The organism is Novosphingobium sp. AP12 (assembly GCF_000281975.1).
Classification (GTDB): Bacteria; Pseudomonadota; Alphaproteobacteria; order Sphingomonadales; family Sphingomonadaceae; genus Novosphingobium.
This window is the reverse complement of sequence record NZ_AKKE01000121.1, coordinates 82,248-106,113: the sequence shown is the minus strand read 5'-3', so window position 1 is coordinate 106,113 and position 23,866 is coordinate 82,248. Positions and strand designations below refer to the sequence as shown.

The following is a 23,866-nucleotide window of genomic DNA, read 5'->3' as shown; positions in this document are numbered from 1 at the left end:
TGACCCCACCGCCCTTCGCGATTGCAAACAAAAGGATTACCGATGCCTTCCGGCCTTGTCGCCCTGCTCGACGACGTGTCCGTCATCGCCCGCGCCGCCGCCGCATCGCTCGACGACGTCGGCATGGGGGTCGCCAAGGCGGGCACCAAGGCCGCCGGCGTGGTGATCGACGATGCCGCGGTGACGCCCGGCTACGTGACCGGCTTCACGCCCGACCGCGAACTGCCGATCATCTGGAAGATCACCAAGGGCTCGCTGTTCAACAAGCTGGTGATCCTGCTGCCGATCGCGCTGCTGCTGAGCGCCTTCCTGCCGCAGGCGATCACGCCGATCCTGATGCTGGGCGGGCTCTACCTCGCGTTCGAGGGCGCCGAGAAGATCATCGAGAAGCTGGGCGGCGAAAAGCACGGCGAGACGCTGGAGGACCCGGTCGAGGACATCGCCACCTTCGAGAAGACCCGCGTTTCCGGTGCTGTGCGCACCGACCTCATCCTATCCGCCGAGATCATGGCGATCGCGCTGGGCACCGTCAGCGAAGAGACGATCGTCACGCAGGCCGTCACGCTGGCGCTGGTGGGCATCGCCATCACCGTCGCGGTCTACGGCGCGGTGGCGCTCATCGTGAAGATGGACGACGTCGGCCTGCACCTCGCCCAGAAGCCGAGCGCGGCCGCGCAGGCGACCGGGCGCGGTTTGCTCAAGGCGATGCCTGTGGTGCTCAGCCTGCTCGGCAGCGTCGGTACGCTAGCGATGCTGTGGGTGGGCGGCGGCATCATCCTGCACGGGCTCGAGGAACTGGGCGTTCCGGGGCCGGCACACATCGCGCATGGCCTCGAGCATACGCTGGCAGAGGCGACCGGGCCGCTGGGCCCGGTGGCGGGCTGGCTGGGTTATGCGGTAGCTTCGGCGATCGTCGGTCTGGTGCTGGGTGCGATCGTGGCGGTGGTCGTCCACCTCGTCGCCAAGGCACGCGGCAAGGCGCACTGAAGAACTGGTTCACGCGGAGGCGCGGAGACGCGGAGAAGTAAAAAGAAAGGGCGCGCAAAGGCGCGAAGGCGCGAAAATCTCGCGGTTGCGGCGAAGCCGCCTTCCATTCCGGCGCTGCCTATTCCCCGGCATCGCTCCCATAGGATTGCCTGCGGCACCGCACGACCTCTTTGCGCCTTCGCGCCTTTGCGCGAGCCATACCTTGTTCTTCTCCGCGTCTCCGCGTGATCCTTTTTCTCAGGCCAGCGCTGCAAGAATGTCCTTGGCGAACACCGTCAGCGTATCGTCGCGCGCGCCCATGACGACCACGCGGTCGCCGACGCGGGCGGTCTGGGCGATCCAGGTGCCGCAGTCGGCGCGGGCAGGGATGTACTCCGCCTTGCCGCCATGCTCGCGGATCAGGCGCACGATGCGCTCGCTGCCTTCGCTGCGGTCGACGGTGCCGCCGAAGTAGACCGGATCGCACAGCACCGTCACGTCGTCCGGCCCCAGCTCGCGGGCGAACACCTCGGCGAGTTCGGCTCCCATCTGCCGCAGCGGGCCGTAGCCGTGCGGTTGGAAGAACGCGATCACGCGGCCGGGGTGAGCCTTGAGGGTGGCGAGCGTCGCCGAGACCTTGTCGGGGTTGTGGCCGAAGTCGTCGATCACCGTCACGCCGCCGGGCGAGGTGCCGACGATGTCGAACCGCCGCGCGAGCCCCGCAAACGAGCCCAGCGCCTCGACCGCCTCGGCGACCGGCACGCCGGCGGCATTGGCGGCGGCGATGGCGGCCAGCGCGTTGTAGAGGTTGTGGCGGCCCGGCACCTTGAGGTTCAGGGCATGAGAGGTGTCGTTGCGCCGGTCGAGCACAGTGGCGGCAAGGGAGGTCGGCCCCTCGACCACGTCCACCGCGCCGATCTGCGCATCGTCCGAGGTGATCCCGAAGGTCACCAGCGCCCGTGCACGTCCGGCGAGCGCAGCGGTCTCGGCGTCGTCGAGGTTGATGGCGGAAACGTCTGCGCGGGCGAGGAAATCACCGAAGAGGTCGCGCAGTTCCTCGAGGCTCTTGTGGTCGAGGCTGACGTTGCCGAGCACCGCCACTTTGGGGCGGTAAAGCGCGATCGAGCCGTCGCTCTCGTCCACTTCCGACACGAAGGCGTCGCCCTCACCGACGCGGGCGCTGGCGAAGGGGGCTTCGGGGCCTGCGAAGTTCTTCATCACCGCGCCGTTCATGATCGTCGGGTCGCGGCCCGCCCCGGTCATGATCCAGCCGGTCATGCCGGTGACGGTCGACTTGCCCGACGTGCCGCCGATGGCAATGCCGAGCGGCGCGGCGTTGAACAGTGCGGCGAGCAGCTGCGCGCGGCTCATGCGCGGGCAGCCCAGCTCGGCGGCGCGCACCACTTCGGGGACGGTGTCCTCGACGGCGGCGGAGGCGACGAGGGTCTGCTCGGCCGAAACCACGCCGCTGCCGTCCTGCGGGTGCAGGTCGAAGCCCAGCGCTTCGAGCCAGGCGAACTTCTCGGGCGTGCGGCCCTGGTCGCGGCTGCGGTCCGACCCGCCGATGGCCGCGCCGTGGCCCTTGAGGATCAGCGCGAGCGGCAACATGCCGGAGCCGCCGATGCCGCAGAAGAACCAGGGATGGGCGGTGAGGGAGCCAGAGGGCAGGGGCGCGTCGGTCATGGACGGGACGTATTTCGCGGAAGCCGCAAACACAACCTCCATGCCGGCGAGGGCGTTGGCCGCGCTTCACGGGACCGGTGGAAAAACCGTCGATTCCGCCTTCGCGTGGAGGGCGGGGAGAGGTAGCGTCCGGCCCATGACCCGCATCGCCGTCTGCGCTCCGTCCACCCCGATCACCCGCGACGACGCGGAGCGCGTGCTCGCGCTGGCCGCCGCCGAGTTTCCCGGCGCCGAGATCGTAATACACGACCAGTGCTTCGCCACTGCCGGGCACTTCGCTGGTTCCGACGAGGTGCGCACCGCCGCGCTGGTGGAGTGCGCCAACGACCCGTCCTTCGACGCGGTCTGGTTCGCGCGCGGTGGCTACGGCGCCTGCCGCATCGCGGAAGACGCGCTGGCCGCGTTTCACCACGGCGCACAGGCCAAGACCTTCCTCGGCTATTCCGACGCGGGCTATCTGCTCGGCGGCATATACCGCGGACGCATGGGCAAGGCGGTCCACGGCCCGATGCTCGCCGACATCCGCCGCCCGGGCGGCGAGGACGCGGTGCGCCGCGCGCTCGGCTTTCTGTCCGGCGGCCGCGACGGCCTCGAACCTTCGCTGGCGGGCGAGCGTCATCCCGTCGTCGCGTTCAACCTGACGACGCTGGCGATGCTGGGCGGCACGCGCCTGATGCCGGGCCTCGCCGGGCATGTCGTCATGGTGGAGGAGGTGTCCGAATACCTCTACGCCGTCGACCGCCTGTTCTTCCACGCGACCGCGCACCTGAACGGCATCGCCGGCCTGCGCCTCGGCCGCGTCAGCGACGTGCCGGAGAACGACCGCCCGTTCGGCGCCGACGCCGTGGAAATCGCCCGCCACTGGTGCGACCGCCACTCGATCGCCTTCCTGGGAGAGGCGGATATCGGCCACGACGCAGCCAACCGGATCGTCCCCTTCGGCTGAGGGATTCCCCCTCGGGACTTGCGATTGCCGGCCAAGGTCAATAACCCCCCGCGCCACAATCGATTCGCAAGCGGCCCGTCATCCATCGACCGCCGCGCAACAAGGACGGTCGCAAGATGCGTGCATTCGTTTTCCCGGGTCAGGGCAGCCAGAAGGTCGGCATGGGAGCCGAACTCGCCGAGGCCAGCGCCGTCGCGCGCGAGGTGTTCCAAGAGGTCGACGACGCTCTGGGCCAGCACCTTTTCAAGATCATGACGCAGGGCCCGGAGGACGAGCTGCTGCTCACCGCCAACGCGCAGCCGGCGATCATGGCGAACGCCATCGCGGTGCTGCGCGTGCTCGAGAAGGAAGGCGGCATCGCGCTCGCCGACAAGGCGGACTTCGTCGCCGGCCACTCGCTGGGTGAGTACACCGCGCTCTGCGCGGCGGGCGCCTTCAGCCTCGCCGACACCGCGCGCTTGCTGAAGTTGCGCGGCGAATCGATGCAGGCTGCCGTGCCGGTCGGCGTGGGCGCCATGGCCGCGCTGCTCGGCGCCGACATCGAAAAGGCGACAGCGCTTGCCGAGGCTGCCGCCGAAGGTCAGGTCTGCACCGTCGCCAACGACAACGATCCCGGCCAGGTCGTGCTATCGGGCCACCGCGAGGCGATCGAGCGCGCCATCGCCATGGTCAAGGACTTCGGCATCAAGCGCGGCATCGCGCTTCCCGTGTCCGCGCCGTTCCACTGCCCCCTGATGCAGCCCGCCGCCGACGCCATGGCCGAAGCCCTCGACGCCACGCGCCCCGGCGCCCTGCGCGTCGCCCTGTTCGCCAACGTCACCGCCGCCGTCGTCACCGACCCCGCCGAAGTCCAGCGCCTGCTCGTCGAGCAGGTCACCGGCCGTGTCCGCTGGCGCGAGAGCGCGATCGCGATGCACGCGGCGGGCGTCGAGCGCTTCGTCGAACTGGGCGGCAAGGTCGTCGGGCCCATGATCAAGCGCTCCGCCGGCGACGTGGACGTGACCTCTGCCTCGACGATGGGCGAGATCGAGGAACTGATTAAAATTCTTTGATTCGCATCATCCGGCCGTCGCGTTAGTAAAGGTTCGCGCAAAGGCGCGAAGGCGCAAAGGGGGCCGCGTTGGTTGATGTCGATGCGATCAGCGCTCACGTTGTGGATGCCGCAATCCGCATCCACCGGGGGCTCGGCCCTGGACTGCTCGAAAGCGTCTATGAAACCGTGCTGGCGGCCGATCTGGCGAGGCGGGGTTACAAGGTCGACCGGCAAAGGCCGGTCGACATCACATTCGATGGCATGCGGTTTCAAGGCGCATTTCGAGTCGATTTGCTGATCGAGGACCGCCTGGTCGTCGAGATCAAGTCGGTGGAAAAGCTGTCCGGTGTTCATGCCAAGCAAGTTCTCACGTACTTGCGTTTGCTTGATCAGCCCTTAGGGCTGCTTCTCAACTTCTCGGGTGAAACGATGAAGGAAGGGATCCGGCGATTGGCAAACAACCACCGCCCCCTCCGCTAGGGCCTTTGCGCCTTTGCGCCTTTGCGCGAACCCTTTCAAAAGGCATCACGGAGCTACCTCTCATGTTCGACCTTCACGGAATGACTGCCCTGGTGACCGGCGCGAGCGGGGGGATCGGGTCGGCGGTGGCCCGCGCGCTGGCGGCGCAGGGGGCGCGCCTCGCGATCTCGGGTTCCAATGCCGACAAGCTGCGCGCCTTCCGCGACGAGCTGGACGAGCACAGCCCGCAGGCGCCGCAGGAGGTCGACCACGTCGCCATCGCCTGCAACCTCTCGGACGCCGAGCAGGTCGAGAAGCTGGTGCCCGCCGCGCTCGAATCGCTGGGCAAGATCGACATCCTGATCAACAACGCCGGCATCACGCGCGACAACCTCGCGATGCGCATGAAGGACGAGGAGTGGGACGCGGTGATCCGCGTGAACCTCGAATCGACCTTCCGCCTGATGCGCGCCGTCGCCAAGCCGATGATGAAGGCCCGTTTCGGACGCATCATCAACGTGACCTCGGTGGTCGGCACCACCGGCAACCCCGGCCAGATGAACTACTGCGCGGCCAAGGGCGGCATCACCGCCATGTCCAAGAGCCTCGCGCAGGAACTGGCCACGCGCGGCGTGACGGTGAACTGCGTCGCGCCGGGCTTCATCCGCACCGCCATGACCGACGTCCTGCCCGACGCCCAGAAGGACGCGCTCAACGGCCGCATCCCGATGGGCCGCATGGGCGAGGGCGAGGACATCGCCTCGGCCGCCGTATTCCTCGCCAGCAAGGAAGCCGGCTACGTCACCGGCCAGACGATCCACGTCAACGGCGGCATGGTGATGATCTGAGGGTGGGGCGAGGGGGAGGGCGCCGCTCTCTCCCGCGTCTGGGCTCAAACCCCCGATTTATCCCCAGATTCGCGGTTTTCCGCGTAGTTCATGCTTGCCGCTCTGCCGTCTGGCGCTAGAGATAGTCGTCCTGAAATTCGGGTTGTTCCGAACCCAAGGCCGACCAAGGGGGACCTGAGGCTGTCATGAAGGCCACGATCGAACGCTCCACGCTTCTGCGCTGCCTGTCGCACGTGCAGTCCATCGTCGAGCGCCGCAATACCATCCCGATCCTGTCGAACGTACTGATCGAGGCTTCCGCCGGCGGGTCCCTGCGCATCATGGCGACCGACCTCGACCTGCAGGTCGTTGAATCGCTCGGTGCCGTCTCGGTCGAGCAGGCGGGCGCGATCACCGTGTCCGCGCACCTGCTCTACGACATCGCCCGCAAGCTGCCCGAAGGCAGCCAGGTCAGCCTCGACGCAGCCGACAACCGTATGGTGGTCAAGGCCGGTCGCAGCCGCTTCCAGCTGCCGACGCTGCCGCGCGACGATTTCCCGATGATCGCCGAGGGCGAACTGCCGACCAGCTTCGAAATCCCGGCGGCGACGCTGGGCCAGCTGATCGACCGGACCCGCTTCGCGATCTCGACCGAGGAAACGCGCTACTACCTCAACGGCATCTTCCTCCACGTCAGCGACGAGGAACTGAAGGCCGCCGCCACCGACGGGCACCGCCTCGCACGCTTCACGCTCGCCCGTCCCGACGGCTCGCAGGGCATGCCCGACGTGATCGTGCCGCGTAAGTGCGTGGGCGAACTGCGCAAACTGCTCGAAGAAGCGCTCGACACCAACGTGCTGGTCGACCTCTCCGCCAGCAAGATCCGCTTCACGCTGGGCGGAGAGAACGGCGTGGTGCTGACCAGCAAGCTGATCGACGGCACGTTCCCGGACTACACCCGCGTGATCCCGACCGGGAACGACAAGCTGCTCAAGATAGACCCCAAGAGCTTCTTCCAGGGTGTCGACCGCGTGGCGACGATCGCCACGGAGAAGACCCGCGCGGTCAAGATGGCGCTCGACCATGACCGCGTGACGCTGTCTGTCACCTCGCCGGACAACGGCACGGCGGCCGAGGAAGTGCCGGCGGACTACAGCTCTGAAGGCTTCGAGATCGGCTTCAACGCCAACTATCTCAAGGACATCCTCGGCCAGATCGAAGGCGACACGGTGGAACTCCACCTCGCCGACGCTGCGGCGCCGACCCTGATCCGCCAGGACGAAAAGAGCCCCGCACTCTACGTGCTAATGCCGATGCGCGTCTGACCTGGACGAGCGCGGGCTGAACGAAAAGGCCGGGGCGATTGCCCCGGCCTTTTTCGTTGGCGCCGCTGCCGGCGATTTTCCTACATCGCCGGACGCTGCTACCTTCGCGCCGGTTCTTTCAAATCGTCGTTCCGGCGCCCGCTTTCCCTTACAGGGAAAGGCGCCCCGCGCGTGCATTTCATCAACTAAACCCCCGCGCCCAGCTCTCCCGGCCAAGCGCTGGGATTAAATTCCTGTCACTCGCTCAGATTGCCTTGGATTCCTTCAGCGCCGCGATCTTCGCTTCGTCGTAGCCGAGTTCGGCGAGAATCTCATCCGTGTGCTCGCCCAGCATCGGCGGGGCCATGCGGATCGTCGCCGGGCTCGCCGACATCTTGGCGAGCGGGCTGGCGATCAGGTCGACCGAACCGCTGGCGGCATAGGCGTGGGGCGTGGTGGCGCGAAGGCCGCGATGCTGGACCTGCGGGTCCTCCCAGACGTCGGCAAGTTCGTTGTAGCGCGCCGCCGGAATGCCCGCGCCGTCGAGCTTGGCCTGGACCTCGTCGGTGGTGAACTGGCGGCTCCAGGTGTTGATGATCTCCATCAGTTCGGCCCGGCTGGTCTTGCCGCGCTTGAGGTTGGTGTCGAAGCGCGGGTCCTCGTTAAGTTCGGGCTGCTCCATCAGCACCGTCAGGCGGCGCCAATGCTCGTCGGTGCCCGCGGTCAGGTAGATGATGCCGTCGGAGCAATAGATGAGGTCGGCAGGTCCGCCGCCGTTGCCGCCGTTGCCGAGGCGGGGAGGGGCCTGGCCGCTGATGAGGTAGTCCTGCATGATGTGGCTGACCATCGCCACCGAACTGTCGAGCAGGGCGATGTCGATGTACTGGCCCTCGCCGGTCGTGTGGCGGTGCATCAGCGCGCCGAGGATCGCGAGCGCGGTGTTGTGGCCGGTCACGAAATCGACGAGGCTGGGCCCGGTCTTGAGCGGGCCGGAGCCGGGCTGGCCCTCGGGAATGCCGGTGACCGCCATCATGCCCCCGGTCGCCTGGAACAGCCCGTCGTAGCCGGGCAGCGCGGCCATCGGTCCGGTCTGACCGAAGCCCGTGACCGAGCAGTAGATGAGCCGCGGATTGATGGCCTTCAGCGTCTCGTAGTCGAGCCCGAAGCGCTTGAGGTCGCCGACCTTGTAGTTCTCGATCAGCACGTCGGCGGTCTTCACCAGCTCGCGCAGGATTTCCTGCCCCTCGGGCTTGGAATGGTTGAGGGTGATCGAGCGCTTGTTGCGGTTCGAAACGGTGAAGAAGCTGGAATGCCGCGTCTCGATGCCGTCCTTGCCCGGCACCCACGAAAAGCCGTAGCCGCGCCCGTCGTCGCCAACGCCCGGACGCTCGATCTTGATGACGTCGGCGCCGAGATCGCCGAGGATCTGGGCGCCCACGGGTGCCGCGAAGACGCGGCTCATGTCGATCACGCGGATGCCCTGGAGGGCGGCTTTAGGGGTCGAGGTCTCGGTGGTCATGGCCCTGACTAGCCAGCGCAGGGGCGGGGGCAAAGACGGGCCGAGCCAATACCGCCCGGGCGGTTCGACGGTTCCGGACCTCGCGGCTACCACGGCGGCAGACATGGCAATCAATTTGGAGGTAAGCCCGGTGAAGGTAGCGATCATCACGGGAGCAGGTAGCGGCATCGGCCTCGAAACCGCGAAGATCCTGCATGGCGAAGGCTTCGCCATCGTCGGCGTCGGGCGCAGCAAGGACAAGCTGGCGACGCTCGAAGCCGCGATCGGCAATCCCGAGCACGTCCTGGCGATCAGCGCGGACCTGACCGATCCGGCTGCGCCGAAGTCGATCGTCGAGCAGACGCTGGCGCGCTTCGGCCGCATCGACGCGCTGGTGAACAACGCCGGTGTCGGCAGCCCCAAGCCGCTCGACGAAACCGACGACGAGACGCTCGACGGTTTCCTCGACATTATGTTGGTCGCCCCGTTCCGCCTCTGCCGCGACGTGATCCCGCACCTCAGGGAGGGCGCGAGCGTCGTCAACGTGACGAGCACGTTCGCGCACATCGGCGGCCGGCGCGGCGGCGCCTATTCGGCGGCCAAGGGCGGGCTCAAGTCGCTCACCGAACACATGGCCTGCGAATATGGCCCGCGCGGCATCCGCTCGAACTGCGTGGCGCCCGGCGTGACGATGACCGACATGGTCCGCCACCGCTTCGAGGACGAGGGCTTCAAGCGCGCCAACGTCGAGACCACGCCCTATCCGCGTCTCGCGCTCCCCGAGGATATCGCCTCGGTCATCGCCTTCCTGTGCCTGCCAGGGAGCGAGATGATCAACGGTCAGTCGATCGTCGTCGATGGCGGCTGGACTGCGACCAAGTATCTTTCGCCCCGCGTGACCCGCACGACCTGGGTCGAGCCGGCGGAGTAAGGAGTTCAGGCGGCAACGCGTACCGCGTTGCTGCCGCTCTTCTTCGCGGCGTAAAGAGCAAGGTCGGCCGCTGCGAACATGTCTTCCGGCGAGCGTCGGCGGGCGTCGCCCGCGAAAGCAAGGCCGACGCTGACGCCGACCGGGATAGCGGTGCCATGCCAGTCAACGCGGCCGACGAGACTGCCGAGGCGTCGCCGCACCGCGCTTTCCGCCGCGAGGGCCGGCAGGCTGTCGGGCAGCAGCATTGCGAATTCGTCACCGCCGATGCGGGCGATTAGCAGGGCATGGGGGAACGCGGCAGCGAGGCGCTGGCCGAAGCGGGCGATGCAGGCATCCCCGGCGGCATGGCCCCAGCGATCGTTGATGTCCTTGAAATTGTTGAGGTCGAAGATCGCGAGAGCGCCAATCCGTGACAGCCGATCCGATCCGGCAGGCAGGTCCAGGAACTCCGACTGGAAGCGTGCGCGATTGCCCAGCCCGGTGAGCGGATCGTTCTCTGCGAGGCGGCGAAGTTGCTCCCAGCGCAGGCGGTCCTGCGTGATGTCCTGCTTCATGCCGTAGATCTGCACCGCGCGCCCGTTCTCCACCCGCGTCGTCGCAGCGAGGCGCATCCAGCGCAGCGCACCGCCCGGCTGCCTGATCTGCGCTTCCATGGAGAACCCCGAACGCGCCTCGATCGCATTCCGGCGCAGGCGCTGCATCGTCTCGCGCGATTCCTCGCAGTAGAGTTCGACGGTGTCCCGGCGCTCGAAATAGGCATCTCGGTCGAGGCCGAAAATCTCGAACACGCCCTCGCTCCATTCGAGCGCCTCGGTGTCCAGATTGCACCTCCACGCGCTCAAGCCGACCAGCGCCGCTGCCTGCGAAACGAGGCCGCCGTCGGTCAGGGGCCGGATGCCCGTCTGTTGCCGGTCGGGCTGCAGGTACAATTCGGACCCCTGGCTTCTTTCACCGCCAATCCGATGAATTCGTAGGTACTTAGGTGGATAGAGTAAACGCTCTGCTAATGAAACTGCATTGTAATGCAGCGCCAGTTTTGGCCGGCATGGTCAAGGATGGGCGGTTGCCATGGCCGCGGTCGCCGAGGATAATCTGCCGCAAAGAAGACGAGGGAGAGCATCATGATCCGCGGTATCCATCACATCGGCATGAACTGCCGGGACCTCGCGCGGATGAAGCGGTTCTACTGCGAGGCGCTGGGCTTCGAACCGGTGGATGAAGAGGGCTTCGCATGGGCCGACGAGCCGGTCATGGACCGGATCGTGGATGTTCCGGGATCGGCGGCGAAGGGCTGCATGCTTCGCGCGGGGTCATGCTACATCGAAATGTTCGAGTACACCGCGCCGCCGTCCGATTTGGAACGCCCGCTCAGGCCCAACGATCGCGGTTACACTCACTTCTGCATCGACGTTACCGACATTGCGGTCGACATCACGCACCTCGAAGCCTGCGGTATGACGTTCAACGACCGCGAATTCGTCGATGTCGGGCATGTTCGAACGCTCTACGGCTACGATCCGGAAGGCAACGTGATCGAAGTGCAGGAATGCGCTCCCGCGAACGGCTTCACGCTCGAGGAACTGCGCGAGCGGGCGCCCGCGCTCTGAAGGGGCACATCGCCCCGGCGGCGTCGGCTCGCCGGGATTGCCGGGTGCGGATGCCAAGGCCACACTCGCCGCGACGCCGAAAATCCGGCGCGCAGGGGAGAGCATCGCCGTGGGCGACGACACGCTGACCGCAGGCCAGGAATTCCGCCGCCACTGGAAAATGATTCTGGCGGCGGCGATCGGATTCTCGTTTACCTCTGTCGTCACCGCCGGGACGGGGCTGTTCATCGGCCCGATCAGCCGCGAATTCGGGTGGAGCATTGCGCTGGCCTCCTCCGGTGTATCGATCACGGCGCTGCTGACTTTCCTGTTCTCGCCGCTGTTCGGGGTGTTCATCGACAAGTGGGGCGTGCGCCGCATGGCGATCCCGGGTCTTGTCCTGATGGCCGGCGTCATCGCCGCGCTGAGCCTGCTCGACGGCGCCGTGTGGCAGTGGTTTGCGATCTGGACCGCCTATGCGCTCGCGGCGCTGATGACGAAGTCGACGGTGTGGACGGCGTCGGCCAACAGCACTTTCGAGGCAGGACGAGGGCTCGCCCTTGGGCTGGTGTTGTCGGGTGCGGCGATCGCGCAAGCCTTTACACCCGTCATCACCGAATACCTCATCCGCATGCATGGCTGGCGCATGGCTTTCGTCTGGCTGGCTGTGGGATGGGGATCGCTTGCGGTCCTCATGTGTTTCTTCTGGTTGCGCGACGGTTACGAGATCAGCCGCAAAGCGCGGGAGGCGGCAGGGCCGTCCAATGGACCGGGCCCGCTTCTCGACGTCCCGGGCCTCACGGTGGCTGAAGCGCTGCGCGACCCGGCGATCATACGGATAGCCATCTCCACCTTCCTCGTGATGATGGTCACCATCGGACTGGTCGTCCACCAGTTCCGCATCCTTACCGGGTCGGGGGTGAGCGCGCAGGCGGCGGCGTTCTATGCGCTGCCCGCGGGGCTGGCGGGCATCGCCGGGAAGCTCGTCACGGGCTGGCTTCTCGACCGCTACCCAGCGCGCTGGGTCGGGGGGCTGACCATAGGCGCGACGGCGATCACGTTCCTGATCCTGGTCATGCCTCACGCACCGACATGGGCCATCGTCACCGCGCTGGTGATCAACGGTTATGCCAGCGGGACCAAGCTGCAGCTCGTGGGCTACCTGACCGCCGCGTACACGGGCATGCGCAAGTTTGGCTCGATCTTCGGGCTGATGGCCAGCCTGATCGCCGCAGGATCGGGGCTCGGCCCGGTGCTGGGCGGGCTCATCTTCGATGTATGGGGCAGCTACGCGCCGGGGCTATGGGCGGGAGTGGTCCTTACACTGGTGAGCGCCTGGCTCCTGCTCGGGCTGCCCGCCTATCCGAACTGGAGCAAGGACACGGACGCGGTGTTCAAGTGAGGGTCTGAACCGAATCGCGGACGATCAGCCGGGCGACGAAGGCCGTTTCCGGTGCTCCCGCCGCGCCGCGCGCCGTCATCCTCCGAGCGGCTTCGCGGCCCATGAGACCCCACGGAATGTGCATCGTCGTCAGCGCGGGCAGGATGCGGGCGGATAGCGGTCCGTCGTCGAGCCCGGCGACCGACAGGTCCGCCGGGACTGCGAGGCGCATCTGCGCGGCGGCATGCAGGACGCCGGTAGCCATCTCGTCATTGGAGGCGCAAATGGCTGTGGGACGAGGGCTGATTTCCAACAGCAGGCGCCCAGCTTCGATGCCGGAGTCGAACGAGTTGTCGCCCTGCACGATCAGCGCCGGACCGCGGTCGAGACCGGCCTCGGCCATGGCGTCGAGATATCCGAGTTCGCGCTGCTGTGCGCTCAGCGAGCCGTCGGGGCCGGCGACGAACCCGATCCGCGCGTGGCCCTGTGCGACGAGCCACCCTACGAGATCGCGGGCGGCGCGGCGCTCGTCCACGGCGATGGCGGGCTGGCCGGGGGCCGCGCCCTCTCTTGCCGGGCCGAGGCGGGTGCAGCGGACGCGGGCCTCGGCGCAGAGGCGCACGAGGTCCTCGCGTTCGGCGAGCGGAGGAAGCAGCACCACGCCCGCGGGACGATGGCGGCGAAGGAATTCGCGCAGCGCGGTGGCATCGCCTGCGGGGAGCGAGTGGAGGGCGAGCAGCAAGTCTCCGCCTCCCAGGGTCTCGGCCATTCCGGCCTCCACGGTGCCGAGGATACCCGAATCGCTGCCATCGTGAACCAGCGCCAGCACGGGGTTGTGGCGTACTGCCGGCTTCGGAGGGGGCGCATCCGGCGTGAAGCCGGCGCGCTCGATCAGCGATGCGCCCGCCCTGCGGCGGTCGGGCACTGCCGAGCGCCGGTCCATGCCGGCGGTTGCGGCTTCATCTGTTCGAGGGGGTGCATCGGTAGGGGACATCTGACGATCTTCGGCGTACCGGCGAGGCTCACCAACCTCAGTCTCATCCGAAACGGAGGTGGAACATAGGACAGGGGGTTACCCTCTGTTACAACCGTATGATTGCAGACCGGGTGCAACCGGCCTATTGAGCCGGCGATAACAACCCGGACCATCGGTCGGGTCGCGCTTCGCCACGGAAAGAGATGCAGCCCGCCTCAAACTCACGCCAGTCCCAACGCCACTATGGAATGGATTGGCTGCGCATCGGCGCTTTCGTGATGCTGATCTTCTACCACGTCGGCTTCTCGTTCACGCCCTGGGGCTTCCAGACGCCCACGCGCGGCGTCGTCCAATGGGCGGAGATACCGTTGCTCGGGCTGAGCGCGTGGCGGCTGGCGCTGCTGTTTGCGATCTCCGGCTATGCCAGCGCGGCGCTGTTCTTCAAGGAACCCGATACCGGAGCGTTCCTCAGGAGCCGGTTGTTACGGCTGGGGATTCCGCTGCTGTTCGGCCTGACCGTAATCGTGCCGCCGCAGCCCTACATGGGCCTGCTGAACAGCGGCTATACCCATGGTTATGGCTATTTCCTGATCCATGACGCCTTCAGCTTCCGCCAGGTGATCCACGAGAGCCTCCCGGCGGTCATGCACCTGTGGTTCGTGATCTATCTCCTCGCCTACACCGTCGCCCTCTGCTTCGCGCTGATGCTTTTGCCGGCGCGGTGCCGCATGGCGCTGCGACAGGGCGCGGAGAAGGTGTTCGCCGGGCCGTGGCTGATCGCGGCCGGCATTCTTGGCGTTTATGCAGTGCGCTCCGTGGGCGGGGAATGGACCGATACGCACAGCGTGTCGAACGACCTTTCCGCGCACCTGCACTATGGCGGCATGTTCCTGTTCGGCTTCCTGTTGCGCGGGTCGGACGCGCTTCGGCAGGCCATTGCCCGCCAATGGCAGCCGGCCCTGGCGGTAGGGCTGGCGGGCTACGCCTTCGTGGCGCTCGAGGCCTGGTATTTCCCAGGCAACGTGCGCACCCCGCGCGCTTGGCTTGAGCCGCTCGACTTCGCGAAGGCGGTACAATGCTGGGGCACCGTGATCGCGTTGTTCGGCATCGCCGACCGTTTCTGGAACCGAGACGCACGCTGGCGCGGTACGCTGGTCGAGGCGGTTTTCCCGGTTTTCATCGCACATCAGACAGTCATGGTGCTGGTCAGCTACTGGCTGCGCGACAAGGGCCTGACTGCGCTGCCCGAGTTCCTGACGCTTTGCGTCACGGTCGCGGGGGGATCTTGGCTGTTCTACCTTGCGGGGCGCGAGATCGGACCGCTGCGCCCCTTGATCGGGCTCAAGCGCGTCAGGACGCTGCCGCGACCTCAAGTCGTGACGGTGCCGTCAACGGCGGCCTGAGCCGCATCCCCGACCCCGCGGGAGGAGAGCCCGCGAGGTCGGAGCCCTTCAAGCCTAGTCCTTGGCGAGCAGCAGCGCCGCGGCCAGCGGACCGCCGCCGGAGGTCGCGACCGCGACCTTGGGATCGCCGGGAATCTGTCGCTCGCCGCCATTGCCCCGGAGCTGTGTCACCGCCTCGTGCGCGAAGCCGAAGCCGTGGAGGCGGCCCGCGCCGAGCTGGCCGCCCGCTGTGTTGAGCGGCAACTGCCCATCGCGCGCGATGCGGGTGCCCCCCTCGATGAAGCGGCCGCCTTCGCCCTTTTCGCAGAAGCCCAGGCCTTCGAGCCAGGTGATCGGAAGGAACGCGAAGCCGTCGTAGAACTGCGCGGTGTCCACGGCGTCGACGGTGTAGTCGGTGTGCTGCCAGAGGTCTCGTCCGGCATCATAGGCGGCAGGCCACTCGACCTGGTCCCATGAATAGCGATCGACCGAACCCGACATCGCGGCGATGCGGATCGGTTCGCACTTGATTTCGTCGAGCGCGTCGCCGGCCGAGACGATGATGACGGTCGATGCATCGGAGAAACGGTCGCAGTCGTAGAGGCACAGCGGTGTCGAGATCAGCCGCGCGTCCATGTACTTGTCGAGCGTGAGCTCTTCCTTGGTGATCGCGCGTGCGCGCGGGTTGAGCATGGCGTTCTTCGAGCCGTTGATGGCGATCTGGCCAAGCTGCTCGCGCGTCATGCCGTACTGGTGGACATGGCGCGCCGCATACTGCGCGGTCCAGCAGGCGGCCGAGGTCGCCCAGAACGGGCTGGTCCACTGCGAGGCGCCCGAGACCGTGTCGGAGCGAGCGGGCATGTAGTGCGCCGGGTCGGCCATGCCGCCCGCCTCGTAGACGGTGCGGAAGCACAGGACATGGCGGCAGATGCCCGACTTCACCGCCCAGGCGGCCATGGCGATGGCGGCGAGCTGCGCGGGCTGCTCCATCGCGCCCATCTGCCACTTGGACTTGATGCCCAGCGCCTCGATCACCTCGTCGGTGCCGACCGGCGAGAAGGCGAGGTAGCCGTTGACCTTGCCCGGGAACGAGAACACGCCGTCGATCTGATCGAAGGTGAGGCCGGCTTCCGCGACGGCTTCCTTGGCAGCGTCGAGAGTCAGCAGCAGCGGATGGCGCGGCAGGCGCACGCCGACTTCGGACTGGCCGACGCCGGTGATGTAGGCTTCCTTGCTGGCCATCAGCCGACCTTCTCGAAGAGGGGGTAGAAGATGCCTTCCTGTTCCTCGAACACGACCTTGACCCGGTCGCCGAACGAGACTTCCTCGACCGGGGAGTTGACGATGTTGGTGGTGAGATAGACGCCCGGCACCCCGTCGAGCGCCACGCGGGCGATGACGTAAGGGACCTCGAGGCCCTTGGCCCAGGGCTGATGGTTGATCGTCATGGTATCGATCACGCCGGTGCCAGCGACTGCCTCGGCGGAGATGTTCTCCGATTGGCAGTGCCGGCAGAGAACGCGCGGCGGATGGGTGAACTGTCCGCAGTCGCCGCACTTGACGATCCGCAGCGCACCCTCTGAACCGCCCGTCCAGAAGGCCGTATTTTCCTGGTCCAGCTTGGGCCGTGGCCGCGGTGGGTTCATTGCTCGCTCTCCCGGTTCTTGGGGAGGATCAGTCCGGGCTGACGCGGCAATCGTCAAGACCGACGCTCATGTCATCGCGGCCGCGTTCGAGCCACCGTGCCTCACTTTACCGCCGGCATGATCTCCTCTGCGACCCACTGGGTGTAGTCGTAATAGGCCTGGATGCTGGGAAGGTCAGGGATCGGCACCGAACTCCAGGTGACGCCAAGGGTCTGGAACCAGCCGAGGCGGTCGATGATCTCCTGCTTCGTCTGCCCGGGGCGTGCGGTGGGATCGTCGATCACCGCGTGGCCTTCGCCAACGCGCGCCGTGGACATGCCGTAGTAAACGTCGGCGAGCTGACCGTTGTAGTCGGGCTGGGAACGGATGAAGTCGATGCGCGCGGGGATCTGATCCGGCTTGGTCAGGAACGGCCACCAGCCTTGCGCATAGCGGGCGACGCGCTTGAGCACGGGGTCCGCATCGCCGCCGAACCAGACCGGAAGGTGCGGCTTCTGCACCGGCTTGGGTTCGAAGGCGACGTCGCGGAAGGAGACATACTTACCTTCGAACTCGGGGCTTTCCTGGGTCCAAAGCGCGATGATCGCCTGGATGTACTCCTCCGCCATCGCGCCGCGTTCGTGGAAGGGCACGCCGAGCAGCGCGAACTCCTCCTCCAGCCAGCCCACCGCGAAGGTGATCGTCACGCGGCCGCTGGAAAGCCAGTCCATCGTCGAGAGAGCCTTGGCAGTGACGATCGGGTTCTGCGCGGGCAGGATGGCGATGCATGAGTTGACGCGCACCGTCTCGGTAGCCCCGGCGATATAGGCCATGGCGGTATAGGCGTTGAAGTAGAACGGCCCGGAGAGGTCGATGTGGCTTCGGGGGATGATATGGTGCTCCGGCACCGCGATCATCTCGTAGCCGAGTTTCTCGGCCCATTTGGCGAGCCGGGTCTGATCCGCCCCGGTGACCTCGCTCTCCCAGGACTGCATCGTCGCCTTGAGCCGCAGCATGTGCGGCATCGCAAATCCGAGTTTCATGAATCCTCCCGTCGGTGCTTTCCGATCGACGGGGCATTGTGTCCCTAGTCGATCACCTCGCGTGCGATCAGATCGTTCATTTCGTCTTCGCGCAAGCCCAGCAGGTCGCGGTAGACGTAGGCATTGTGCTCGCCGAGCAGCGGTGCGCCGCGTTCGACGAGGGGCGGGTCCGGGCTGATCCGCCAAGTGGGGCCGATGATGGGGCGGGTTCCATTGCGGTGGTCGCTGACCATGCGATAGGCGTCGCGGGCCCATAGGAAAGCGTCGGTGCACAGGTCGAGCGAACTCATCGACTTGAAAGCCGGGACGCCTGCGTTCCTGAGGGTTTCGGCGAGCTGCCCGGCATCGTGGGAATGCGTGAGGGCGGCCAGTTCCGCGTCCAGCGCAGTTCGGTTTGCGAGGCGGTCTGCAAGGGTTACGAAGCGGGGATCGGAAGCGAGGGGAGAGGCGTCCAGCACGCTACAGAGTGCCTGCCATTCGCCGTCGTTCGCCACCGCGATACTTGTCCACGCACCGCCCGCGCAGGGGTAGGCGCCATGCGGGCACATCTCCGGATGGAAGTTTCCGTCGGCCTCGGGGACCTCGCCGGTGACGCTGGCGGCGAAGAGGCTGTCGCCCACCAGGCTGGTCATCGTCTCCACCGCCGAGAGATCGATGAACTGACCTTCGCCGGTGCTTTCGCGGTGATGGAGCGCCGCGACGCAGGCGAGGGCGGCGCAGGCCCCGGCGGTCGAATCGCCGTAGCGGATGTTCATGCCCTTGGGCGTCTCCCCTTCATGCCCGACCAGCGCGGTCAGTCCCGAAAGCGCGGCGAAGCAGGGCGCGTAGCCCGTCTGGTAGCCCAGCGGTCCCTCGGTGCCCCACATCTTTATCGAGCACTGGATGAGGTCCGGCTTGATCGCCTTGAGGCTTTCGTAATCGAGACCGGAGCGCTCCATCGCGCCGGGTCGGATGTTGTCGATCAGGATGTCGGCCTCGGCGATCATACGTTTGACGAGATCTAGGCCCTCGGGGGTCTTCATGTTGACCTGGACCGAAAGGATTTCCTGGTTGATCGACAGGAAATAGGGCGCCGCGTCGATGTCGACACCGCCATAGGCGCGCATCTCGTCGAGGTTGCTGCGGCTTTCGATCTTGATGACCTCGGCGCCAAGATGGGCAAGCATCTTGCCGGCGTAAGGCCCGGCCCAGACCTTGGTCAGCTCGACGACGCGGATGCCGGCGAGGGGACCGCCGCGGTCACGCACGATCGACCTCGCGTTGATCGGCGCCCAGCGTCGGCGCTGGAGTACGGACGCGGGCGGGTGTGGCGCTCATGCGGTAGCAGGCGCCGGGGTATGCGACTTCGCCGAGGGTCGGGTGATCGGCTGGCTGGAAGTAGGCGCGGTGGACGAACTGTTCGTGGACCGGGAGGTCGGCAGCGGTGTTGACCGGGACCATCGCAACGCCCGCTTTCTGCGCCGCCTCGGTGATCGGCAGCTTGTGCTGGAGCGCGATCCATTCGGAGAAACCGGCGCGGAAGGAGGCGACGTTGGCAGGGGTGCAGTCGAATTCCAGCCAATCCTCGCGGAACGCTGCCGCCCAGCCGGGCTCGCCCATCAGCGCGCACAGCGCTTTCCAATGCTGGCTCGTTGTCATGAACAGGAAGACGTGTCCGTCGGCGCAGGCGAAGGAGGTGCCGGGGCCGCCCATGTCGTAGGCGGTCCGCTCTTCGCTCGGATCGGCGTCCCCCGCGAGCATGCGGTCAAGAACGCAGTCGATGCGGTTGAGCTGTACTTCGACTTCGGAGATGTCGATCGACTGACCCTGTCCGGTACGGCGCAGGCGGAGCAGCGAGGCCATGGTGCACAGCGCGGCGTCGATGCCCGCCTCGTAGTCCGAGAGGAAGCGGCCCGCGCCCTTGAGCGGAGGTTTGCCGCGCGGCGTCTCGCTGGGGCTGTGGTAGGCCCAGCCGCCGGCGTTGATGACGTTGATCGGGCGAAGGTTCTGGAATTGCTCCGGCGCGCCCTGCCCGAAGGGAGTGACGAGCGTGTGGACCAGTGCGGGATGGCGCGCAGCAACTTGTTCGGGATCGAGTCCCAGGCGCCGAACTCCGGTCTCGTCGTGATCGTCGACGAGGGCGTGGGCACGGTCCAGCAGGCGTCTGAGCAGCGCGCGTTCATCCGGGTTTTCCACATCGAGGACGACCGATTGCTTGTTGGTGTTGAGGTAGGCGAAAAGGACACTCTCCCCGTCGCGGAACGGGCCCATCGCCCTCGTGGGCGCGCCGCCGGGGCGCTCGACCTTGATGACCTGTGCACCAAGGTCGGCGAGGAGCTTGCCGGTGTATTCGCCGCTGACGCGCTCGGCCGTCTCGACCACGATGAGGCCGGCAAGGGCGCCCGGCGTTTCGGTGGTCACAGCGATTGCCCGTCGTCGATGGTGAAGGTCGCGCCGGTCACCTGCGCGGAGGCGTCCGACAGCAGGTAGAGCAGCATCGGGTCGAGCGCCTCGGCATCGAGCAGGCGGCGGCGGTGGAGCCGGTCGATGTCGCCCCGGCCGCGCTCGCTGGCAAACCATGAGGCGTTGATCTCGGTGGGAATCCAGCCCGGCTGGAGCGTGTTGACGTTGACCCCCTGGCGCACCCATTCGCGCGCCAGCTGGCGGCCGAGGTGGGCGAGACCCGCTTTGGTGGCAGCATACATGGCATCCCCGGTGCCGTTCTGCTCGGCGGTGATCGAGCCGATCAGCACCACGCGCCCGTCGCCCCGCTCGCGGCTGCCGCCCCGGATCAGACGCCGCGCGCCTTCGCGGGCGACGAGGTAGCTACCCAGCAAGTTAGTATCGAGCACGCCCGACAGCCCTTCTGCCGAAACGTCGGTCGAATGGCCGCCGGTGGCGGTACCGGCATTGGCGATGATCCCGTGGACCGTGCCGAAGCGCGCTTCGGCCGCGTCGAAGGCCGCAATTACGGAGGCTTCGTCGGTGACGTCGAGCGGCACGGCCATTGCGCCATCGCCGATCTCGTCCGCCAGAACCTGCGTGCGTTCGAGCCTGCGCGCGCCCAGCACCACGCGCCCGCCGGCCCCGGCGATGGTGTGGGCGAAGCCAGCGCCGATGCCCGAGGAAGCTCCGGCAACGAGGATGGTTCGTCCTTCGAGGGACAAGTGCATGCGTGTTTCCCTTAGATCGTCATGGGTGATGCGACAGCGCACGAGGCCGGGCCCCGGCTGCGCACGAATGACGAAGGGTGGGGATCAAAAGGCGGGACGAGTTCACGCGCGTTGCAGCGCCTTCCAATCGGGCAGCTTGGGCGGCATCGCCATGTACTTGTCGATCGCCACCTCGAAATGCCGGATGCGGATTTCCTGGTAGTCGCCGAGCGTGATGCCGGGTTTGGCCGAGGCTTCGAGCCCCTCCTGCTGGGCGTAGAGGTTGTCGGTGTCCTGGTCGAGGATCACGCCGAAACCGGGGTCCATGCCCTCCGCTTCGGCGAAGGATTGGTGGTCCTCCAGGATCTGGACCTCGGCGGTCTCTACTGCGCTGCCGTCCTTGGGCTTTGGGCGCATGAACATGACCTCGTAGATCGTGCGGCGATGGTCCTTCGCGTCGGGGCGGAAGCGGTAGATCATCGGCAGCGAGATGCCCGGGAACAGGAATAGGTTGGGAAAGAACGTGTAGCTGTAGGTATCGAGCAGTTCGGTGTCCGAGATGCCCGAAAGGTCGGCCTTGGTCGCGGTTTCGAACATGCCGCGGAACATGTCGGCCATGACCTGCCGGGCGCGCTCGCCGTCCTTCAGCTCGGGCTTCGAGCCGCCGAGCGAGGAACTGTCGCCCAGCGTGAAGTTGTCGATGATGTCCTTCTCGGAATACTTGTCGCGCAGCTTGGGGCTGACCACGCCGAGCGTCGAGATGAAGCGGTTCACGTGCTCGCCGTAGACGTCGTACTGCGAGTTGACGTCGCCGTTGGCGGGCGCGACCTGGGGATGGGTGTCGCCGACGTGGTAGGCCTCCATGAAGGCTTCCATCGTCAGCTTCCAGTTGGCCGGATAGCTCTTCTGGACGTGGAGGTAGAGGTAGCGGTCCTCCAGCTTCCAGGCGGCCATGTGGTCCATGATGTCGGGGCCGAGATATTCGGCGAGGCTGGGTGCATCGGGGTCCATGTTGACCCAGACGAAGCCGCCGAGCCGCTCCACCCGTGCTTCGGGCAGGCACATCTTGCGGGTCGCGGTATGCGCGAAGTCCCACTTCTCGGGGATTTCCTTCAGCGACCCGTCGAGGTTCCAGGTCCAGCCGTGGAACGGGCACTTGATGTTCATCGCGAAGCCCGCCGTGCCCGAGGGCTTGAGCTTGGTGCCGCGGTGCAGGCAGGCGTTGAAGTGGGCGCGGATTTCGTCGTCATCACAGCGGGTTACGACGAAAGAGTACGGCCCGATGTCGTAGACGTAGTAGTCGCCCACTTCGGGAATGTGGTCCTCGCGGCAGGCCATCTGCCAGGTGCGGGTCCACATGCGTTCGAATTCGCCGGTCGCGAAGGCGGGATCGACGTAGCGATTCTTGGCGATGTCCTCGCTGCCGAGGTATTCGTAGCTTTCGCTGGCGGCCCAGGCGGGCGCGGCGACCTTGTCGCGGGCGATGATTTCCTGCGTGGTCTCGGCGGGGCACCGGGCCTCGCCGGGCTGGAGCATACCGGTTTCGACGTTCATTTCCTGCAGCTCCTGCTCAAGTTCTCATTCCGCCGCTTCGAGCGCGGGCGCGCTGGCCTGCGCCGGGGCGGGAAGGGTGGATTTCTGGACCTCGCCGCCGCGCATCACGAAGGCGACTTTCTCGGGACCGGAGAGGACCGAAATGTCGGCCAGCGGGTCACCCGCAACGAGGATCAGGTCGGCGAGCTTGCCCACCTCCAGCGTGCCGAGATCGCCGCCGTAACCCATCGCCAGCCCGCCGTTGCGGGTGGCGCAGACCAGCGCCTCGGCGGGGCTGTAGCCGTAGTGCTCGACGAAGAATTTGAGGTCGCGGCCCTGCTCGCCCTGCTTGCTCCAGCCGAAGCCGTAGTCGCCGCCGATCAGGTGACGGATGCCGCGCTTGCGCAGTTCCGTGTGGGTTTTGATCGAGTTCTCGAGCAGTTCGGGGATATTCATGTAGCCGCCGACCTCGGGCGTCAGGCCGTGCGCGGACGCCTCGCCCGCCATGATCTGCGCGAACAGGCCGACGGTGGGGACGACGAAAATGCGGTCCTTCGCCTCCTCCATCATGTCGAGCAGTTCCTCGTCCGAATATTCGGTGTGGAACAGCCCGTCGACGCCGGCGCGAATGCAGAACTTGGAACCTTCGATCGAGCGGGTGTGCGCGTTGATCTTGCGGCCGTAGGCATGCGCGGTCTCGGCGGCGACGCGGATTTCCTCGAAGGTCATCGGCGTGGTGTGGGCCGGCGTCGCGGGGTAGAACGGGTCGCCCGAAACATCGAGCTTGATGTTGTCGATGCCCTCGCGGCAGTGGAGGCGCACGGCGCGGCGCATCTCGTCCACGCCGTCGACGATGGTGGAGGGGCCTTGCCTCGGGTTGTGCGCCTTGCTCTCGTCGCCCATCGCGCCGGTCACGGAGATCTCGAGCCCACCGGCGCGGATGCGTGGGCCCGGCAGGCGGCCGGCGTTCACTTCGTCGCGCACCGCGACCGCCAGCTTGAGCTTGGCTTCGGACGCTCCGTAGGCGCTGGTGAAGCCGGCCTCGATCAGCGCCTTGGCGCCGCGCGCGGCGGCGAACACCTGCGTCTCGGGACAGGGGGTGATGAGGTCTTCCGTGGCCGTGACGTTCTCGAACGAGAGGTGCGCGTGGCCCTCGGTCATGCCGGGCATGCAGAAGAGGCCGGCGGCGTCGATGACGGTATCGCCCTCGCGAACGGCGGCCTGGGGCCCGACCGATACGATGCGTTCGCCCTCCACCACGAGGTCGCCGATGGACGTATCCGCGCCGGTGGCGGTGAACAGCTGCGCGCTGCGGATCACTGTACGGCCCACGTTTCCTCTCCTCAGAGCCGCTTGCCCGGCCCTCGATTGCTGTCTTCGAGACTAGGCCCGCGGCCCCCTTCGGCAAATGACTGGCCCTGCAGAGGCGGTTTCCCCTGACGGCGTGCGCAGGCCTCCGCTTCCCGGTCAGTCAAGCGCCGGCGCACGGCAGGCCCTTTGCAAACGGTCCTTTGCTGAGGCATGGATGATGGTCATTAGGAAATAGCGAAAGTCCGTTCGCA

22 protein-coding genes are annotated in these 23,866 nt (G+C 66.8%); 10 read left to right on the top strand and 12 right to left on the bottom strand.

Annotated features, from left to right (window positions below; all coding sequences use genetic code 11):
• The first annotated feature begins 42 nt into the window (after window positions 1-42).
• The gene (locus tag PMI02_RS16370; RefSeq protein WP_007684835.1) at window positions 43-987 is read left to right on the top strand and encodes a DUF808 domain-containing protein; all 945 of its coding nucleotides are present in this window, start codon (window positions 43-45) and stop codon (window positions 985-987) included.
• 237 nt (window positions 988-1,224) lie between these two features.
• Here PMI02_RS16370 and PMI02_RS16365 read toward each other — a convergent pair whose 3' ends face one another.
• Complete coding sequence (locus PMI02_RS16365) at window positions 1,225-2,649, bottom strand: Mur ligase family protein (RefSeq protein WP_036504211.1); 1,425 nt, start codon at window positions 2,647-2,649, stop codon at window positions 1,225-1,227.
• A 136-nt stretch (window positions 2,650-2,785) separates the two neighbouring features.
• On the opposite strand from PMI02_RS16365, the gene PMI02_RS16360 reads away from it, so the two are divergent.
• The 5 genes from PMI02_RS16360 (at window position 2,786) to dnaN (ending at window position 7,239) form a co-directional block, all read left to right on the top strand.
• Window positions 2,786-3,595, top strand: coding sequence for an LD-carboxypeptidase (locus PMI02_RS16360; RefSeq protein WP_007684833.1), 810 nt, complete (start codon window positions 2,786-2,788; stop codon window positions 3,593-3,595).
• A 116-nt stretch (window positions 3,596-3,711) separates the two neighbouring features.
• Window positions 3,712-4,647 carry an ACP S-malonyltransferase gene (gene fabD, locus PMI02_RS16355; RefSeq protein WP_007684832.1) on the top strand — a complete coding sequence of 312 codons (936 nt, stop codon included), beginning with the start codon at window positions 3,712-3,714 and terminating at the stop codon, window positions 4,645-4,647.
• Between the two features lie 68 nt (window positions 4,648-4,715).
• A complete protein-coding gene (locus PMI02_RS16350; protein WP_007684831.1) occupies window positions 4,716-5,108 on the top strand; it encodes a GxxExxY protein in 393 nt (130 codons plus the stop codon).
• Window positions 5,109-5,170: 62 nt separating this feature from the next.
• Complete coding sequence (gene fabG, locus PMI02_RS16345) at window positions 5,171-5,935, top strand: 3-oxoacyl-[acyl-carrier-protein] reductase (RefSeq protein WP_007684830.1); 765 nt, start codon at window positions 5,171-5,173, stop codon at window positions 5,933-5,935.
• A gap of 185 nt (window positions 5,936-6,120) precedes the next feature.
• Window positions 6,121-7,239 carry a DNA polymerase III subunit beta gene (gene dnaN / locus PMI02_RS16340; RefSeq protein WP_007684829.1) on the top strand — a complete coding sequence of 373 codons (1,119 nt, stop codon included), beginning with the start codon at window positions 6,121-6,123 and terminating at the stop codon, window positions 7,237-7,239.
• A gap of 244 nt (window positions 7,240-7,483) precedes the next feature.
• Here dnaN and PMI02_RS16335 read toward each other — a convergent pair whose 3' ends face one another.
• A complete protein-coding gene (locus PMI02_RS16335; protein ID WP_007684828.1) occupies window positions 7,484-8,737 on the bottom strand; it encodes a CaiB/BaiF CoA-transferase family protein in 1,254 nt (417 codons plus the stop codon).
• Window positions 8,738-8,840: 103 nt separating this feature from the next.
• On the opposite strand from PMI02_RS16335, the gene PMI02_RS16330 reads away from it, so the two are divergent.
• Complete coding sequence (locus PMI02_RS16330) at window positions 8,841-9,647, top strand: SDR family NAD(P)-dependent oxidoreductase (protein WP_007684827.1); 807 nt, start codon at window positions 8,841-8,843, stop codon at window positions 9,645-9,647.
• 5 nt (window positions 9,648-9,652) lie between these two features.
• On the opposite strand, the gene PMI02_RS16325 is transcribed toward PMI02_RS16330, so the two are convergent.
• Entirely contained in the window at window positions 9,653-10,576 is a 924-nt protein-coding gene (locus tag PMI02_RS16325; RefSeq protein ID WP_007684826.1) for a GGDEF domain-containing protein, read from the bottom strand.
• A 192-nt stretch (window positions 10,577-10,768) separates the two neighbouring features.
• Here PMI02_RS16325 and PMI02_RS25965 point away from each other — a divergent pair, with 192 nt between their 5' ends.
• A complete protein-coding gene (locus PMI02_RS25965) occupies window positions 10,769-11,254 on the top strand; it encodes a VOC family protein (RefSeq protein ID WP_007684825.1) in 486 nt (161 codons plus the stop codon).
• 109 nt (window positions 11,255-11,363) lie between these two features.
• The gene (locus PMI02_RS16315; protein ID WP_007684824.1) at window positions 11,364-12,635 is read left to right on the top strand and encodes an MFS transporter; all 1,272 of its coding nucleotides are present in this window, start codon (window positions 11,364-11,366) and stop codon (window positions 12,633-12,635) included.
• Here the strand turns inward: PMI02_RS16315 and PMI02_RS16310 are convergent.
• Window positions 12,628-13,557 (bottom strand): substrate-binding domain-containing protein, encoded by a 930-nt coding sequence (locus tag PMI02_RS16310; RefSeq protein ID WP_007684823.1) that lies wholly within the window; start codon window positions 13,555-13,557, stop codon window positions 12,628-12,630. The two genes, PMI02_RS16315 and PMI02_RS16310, sit on opposite strands and share 8 nt — an antisense overlap.
• Window positions 13,558-13,838: 281 nt before the next feature.
• Between PMI02_RS16310 and PMI02_RS16305 the strand changes: the two genes are divergently transcribed.
• Window positions 13,839-14,993 carry an acyltransferase gene (locus PMI02_RS16305; RefSeq protein ID WP_238539097.1) on the top strand — a complete coding sequence of 385 codons (1,155 nt, stop codon included), beginning with the start codon at window positions 13,839-13,841 and terminating at the stop codon, window positions 14,991-14,993.
• Window positions 14,994-15,047: 54 nt separating this feature from the next.
• Here PMI02_RS16305 and PMI02_RS16300 read toward each other — a convergent pair whose 3' ends face one another.
• From PMI02_RS16300 to PMI02_RS16265, 8 genes are all read right to left on the bottom strand, one after another.
• The gene (locus tag PMI02_RS16300; protein WP_007684820.1) at window positions 15,048-16,214 is read right to left on the bottom strand and encodes a thiolase family protein; all 1,167 of its coding nucleotides are present in this window, start codon (window positions 16,212-16,214) and stop codon (window positions 15,048-15,050) included.
• Entirely contained in the window at window positions 16,214-16,618 is a 405-nt protein-coding gene (locus tag PMI02_RS16295; protein ID WP_007684818.1) for a Zn-ribbon domain-containing OB-fold protein, read from the bottom strand. The genes PMI02_RS16300 and PMI02_RS16295 overlap by 1 nt, the downstream gene beginning before the upstream one ends.
• Window positions 16,619-16,719: 101 nt before the next feature.
• Window positions 16,720-17,640 (bottom strand): TIGR03619 family F420-dependent LLM class oxidoreductase, encoded by a 921-nt coding sequence (locus tag PMI02_RS16290; protein ID WP_007684816.1) that lies wholly within the window; start codon window positions 17,638-17,640, stop codon window positions 16,720-16,722.
• Window positions 17,641-17,684: 44 nt separating this feature from the next.
• Window positions 17,685-18,887, bottom strand: coding sequence for a CaiB/BaiF CoA-transferase family protein (locus tag PMI02_RS27735; protein WP_007684814.1), 1,203 nt, complete (start codon window positions 18,885-18,887; stop codon window positions 17,685-17,687).
• A complete protein-coding gene (locus PMI02_RS27730; protein ID WP_007684813.1) occupies window positions 18,880-20,040 on the bottom strand; it encodes a CaiB/BaiF CoA-transferase family protein in 1,161 nt (386 codons plus the stop codon). Before PMI02_RS27730 ends, PMI02_RS27735 begins: the two co-directional genes overlap by 8 nt.
• Window positions 20,037-20,792, bottom strand: a complete 756-nt coding sequence (locus tag PMI02_RS16275; RefSeq protein WP_007684810.1) for an SDR family NAD(P)-dependent oxidoreductase — start codon at window positions 20,790-20,792, stop codon at window positions 20,037-20,039. The genes PMI02_RS27730 and PMI02_RS16275 overlap by 4 nt, the downstream gene beginning before the upstream one ends.
• A 102-nt stretch (window positions 20,793-20,894) precedes the next feature.
• Window positions 20,895-22,325 carry an SRPBCC family protein gene (locus tag PMI02_RS16270; RefSeq protein ID WP_007684808.1) on the bottom strand — a complete coding sequence of 477 codons (1,431 nt, stop codon included), beginning with the start codon at window positions 22,323-22,325 and terminating at the stop codon, window positions 20,895-20,897.
• 24 nt (window positions 22,326-22,349) lie between these two features.
• Entirely contained in the window at window positions 22,350-23,636 is a 1,287-nt protein-coding gene (locus PMI02_RS16265; protein ID WP_007684805.1) for an amidohydrolase family protein, read from the bottom strand.
• Between the last annotated feature and the right edge of the window lie 230 nt (window positions 23,637-23,866).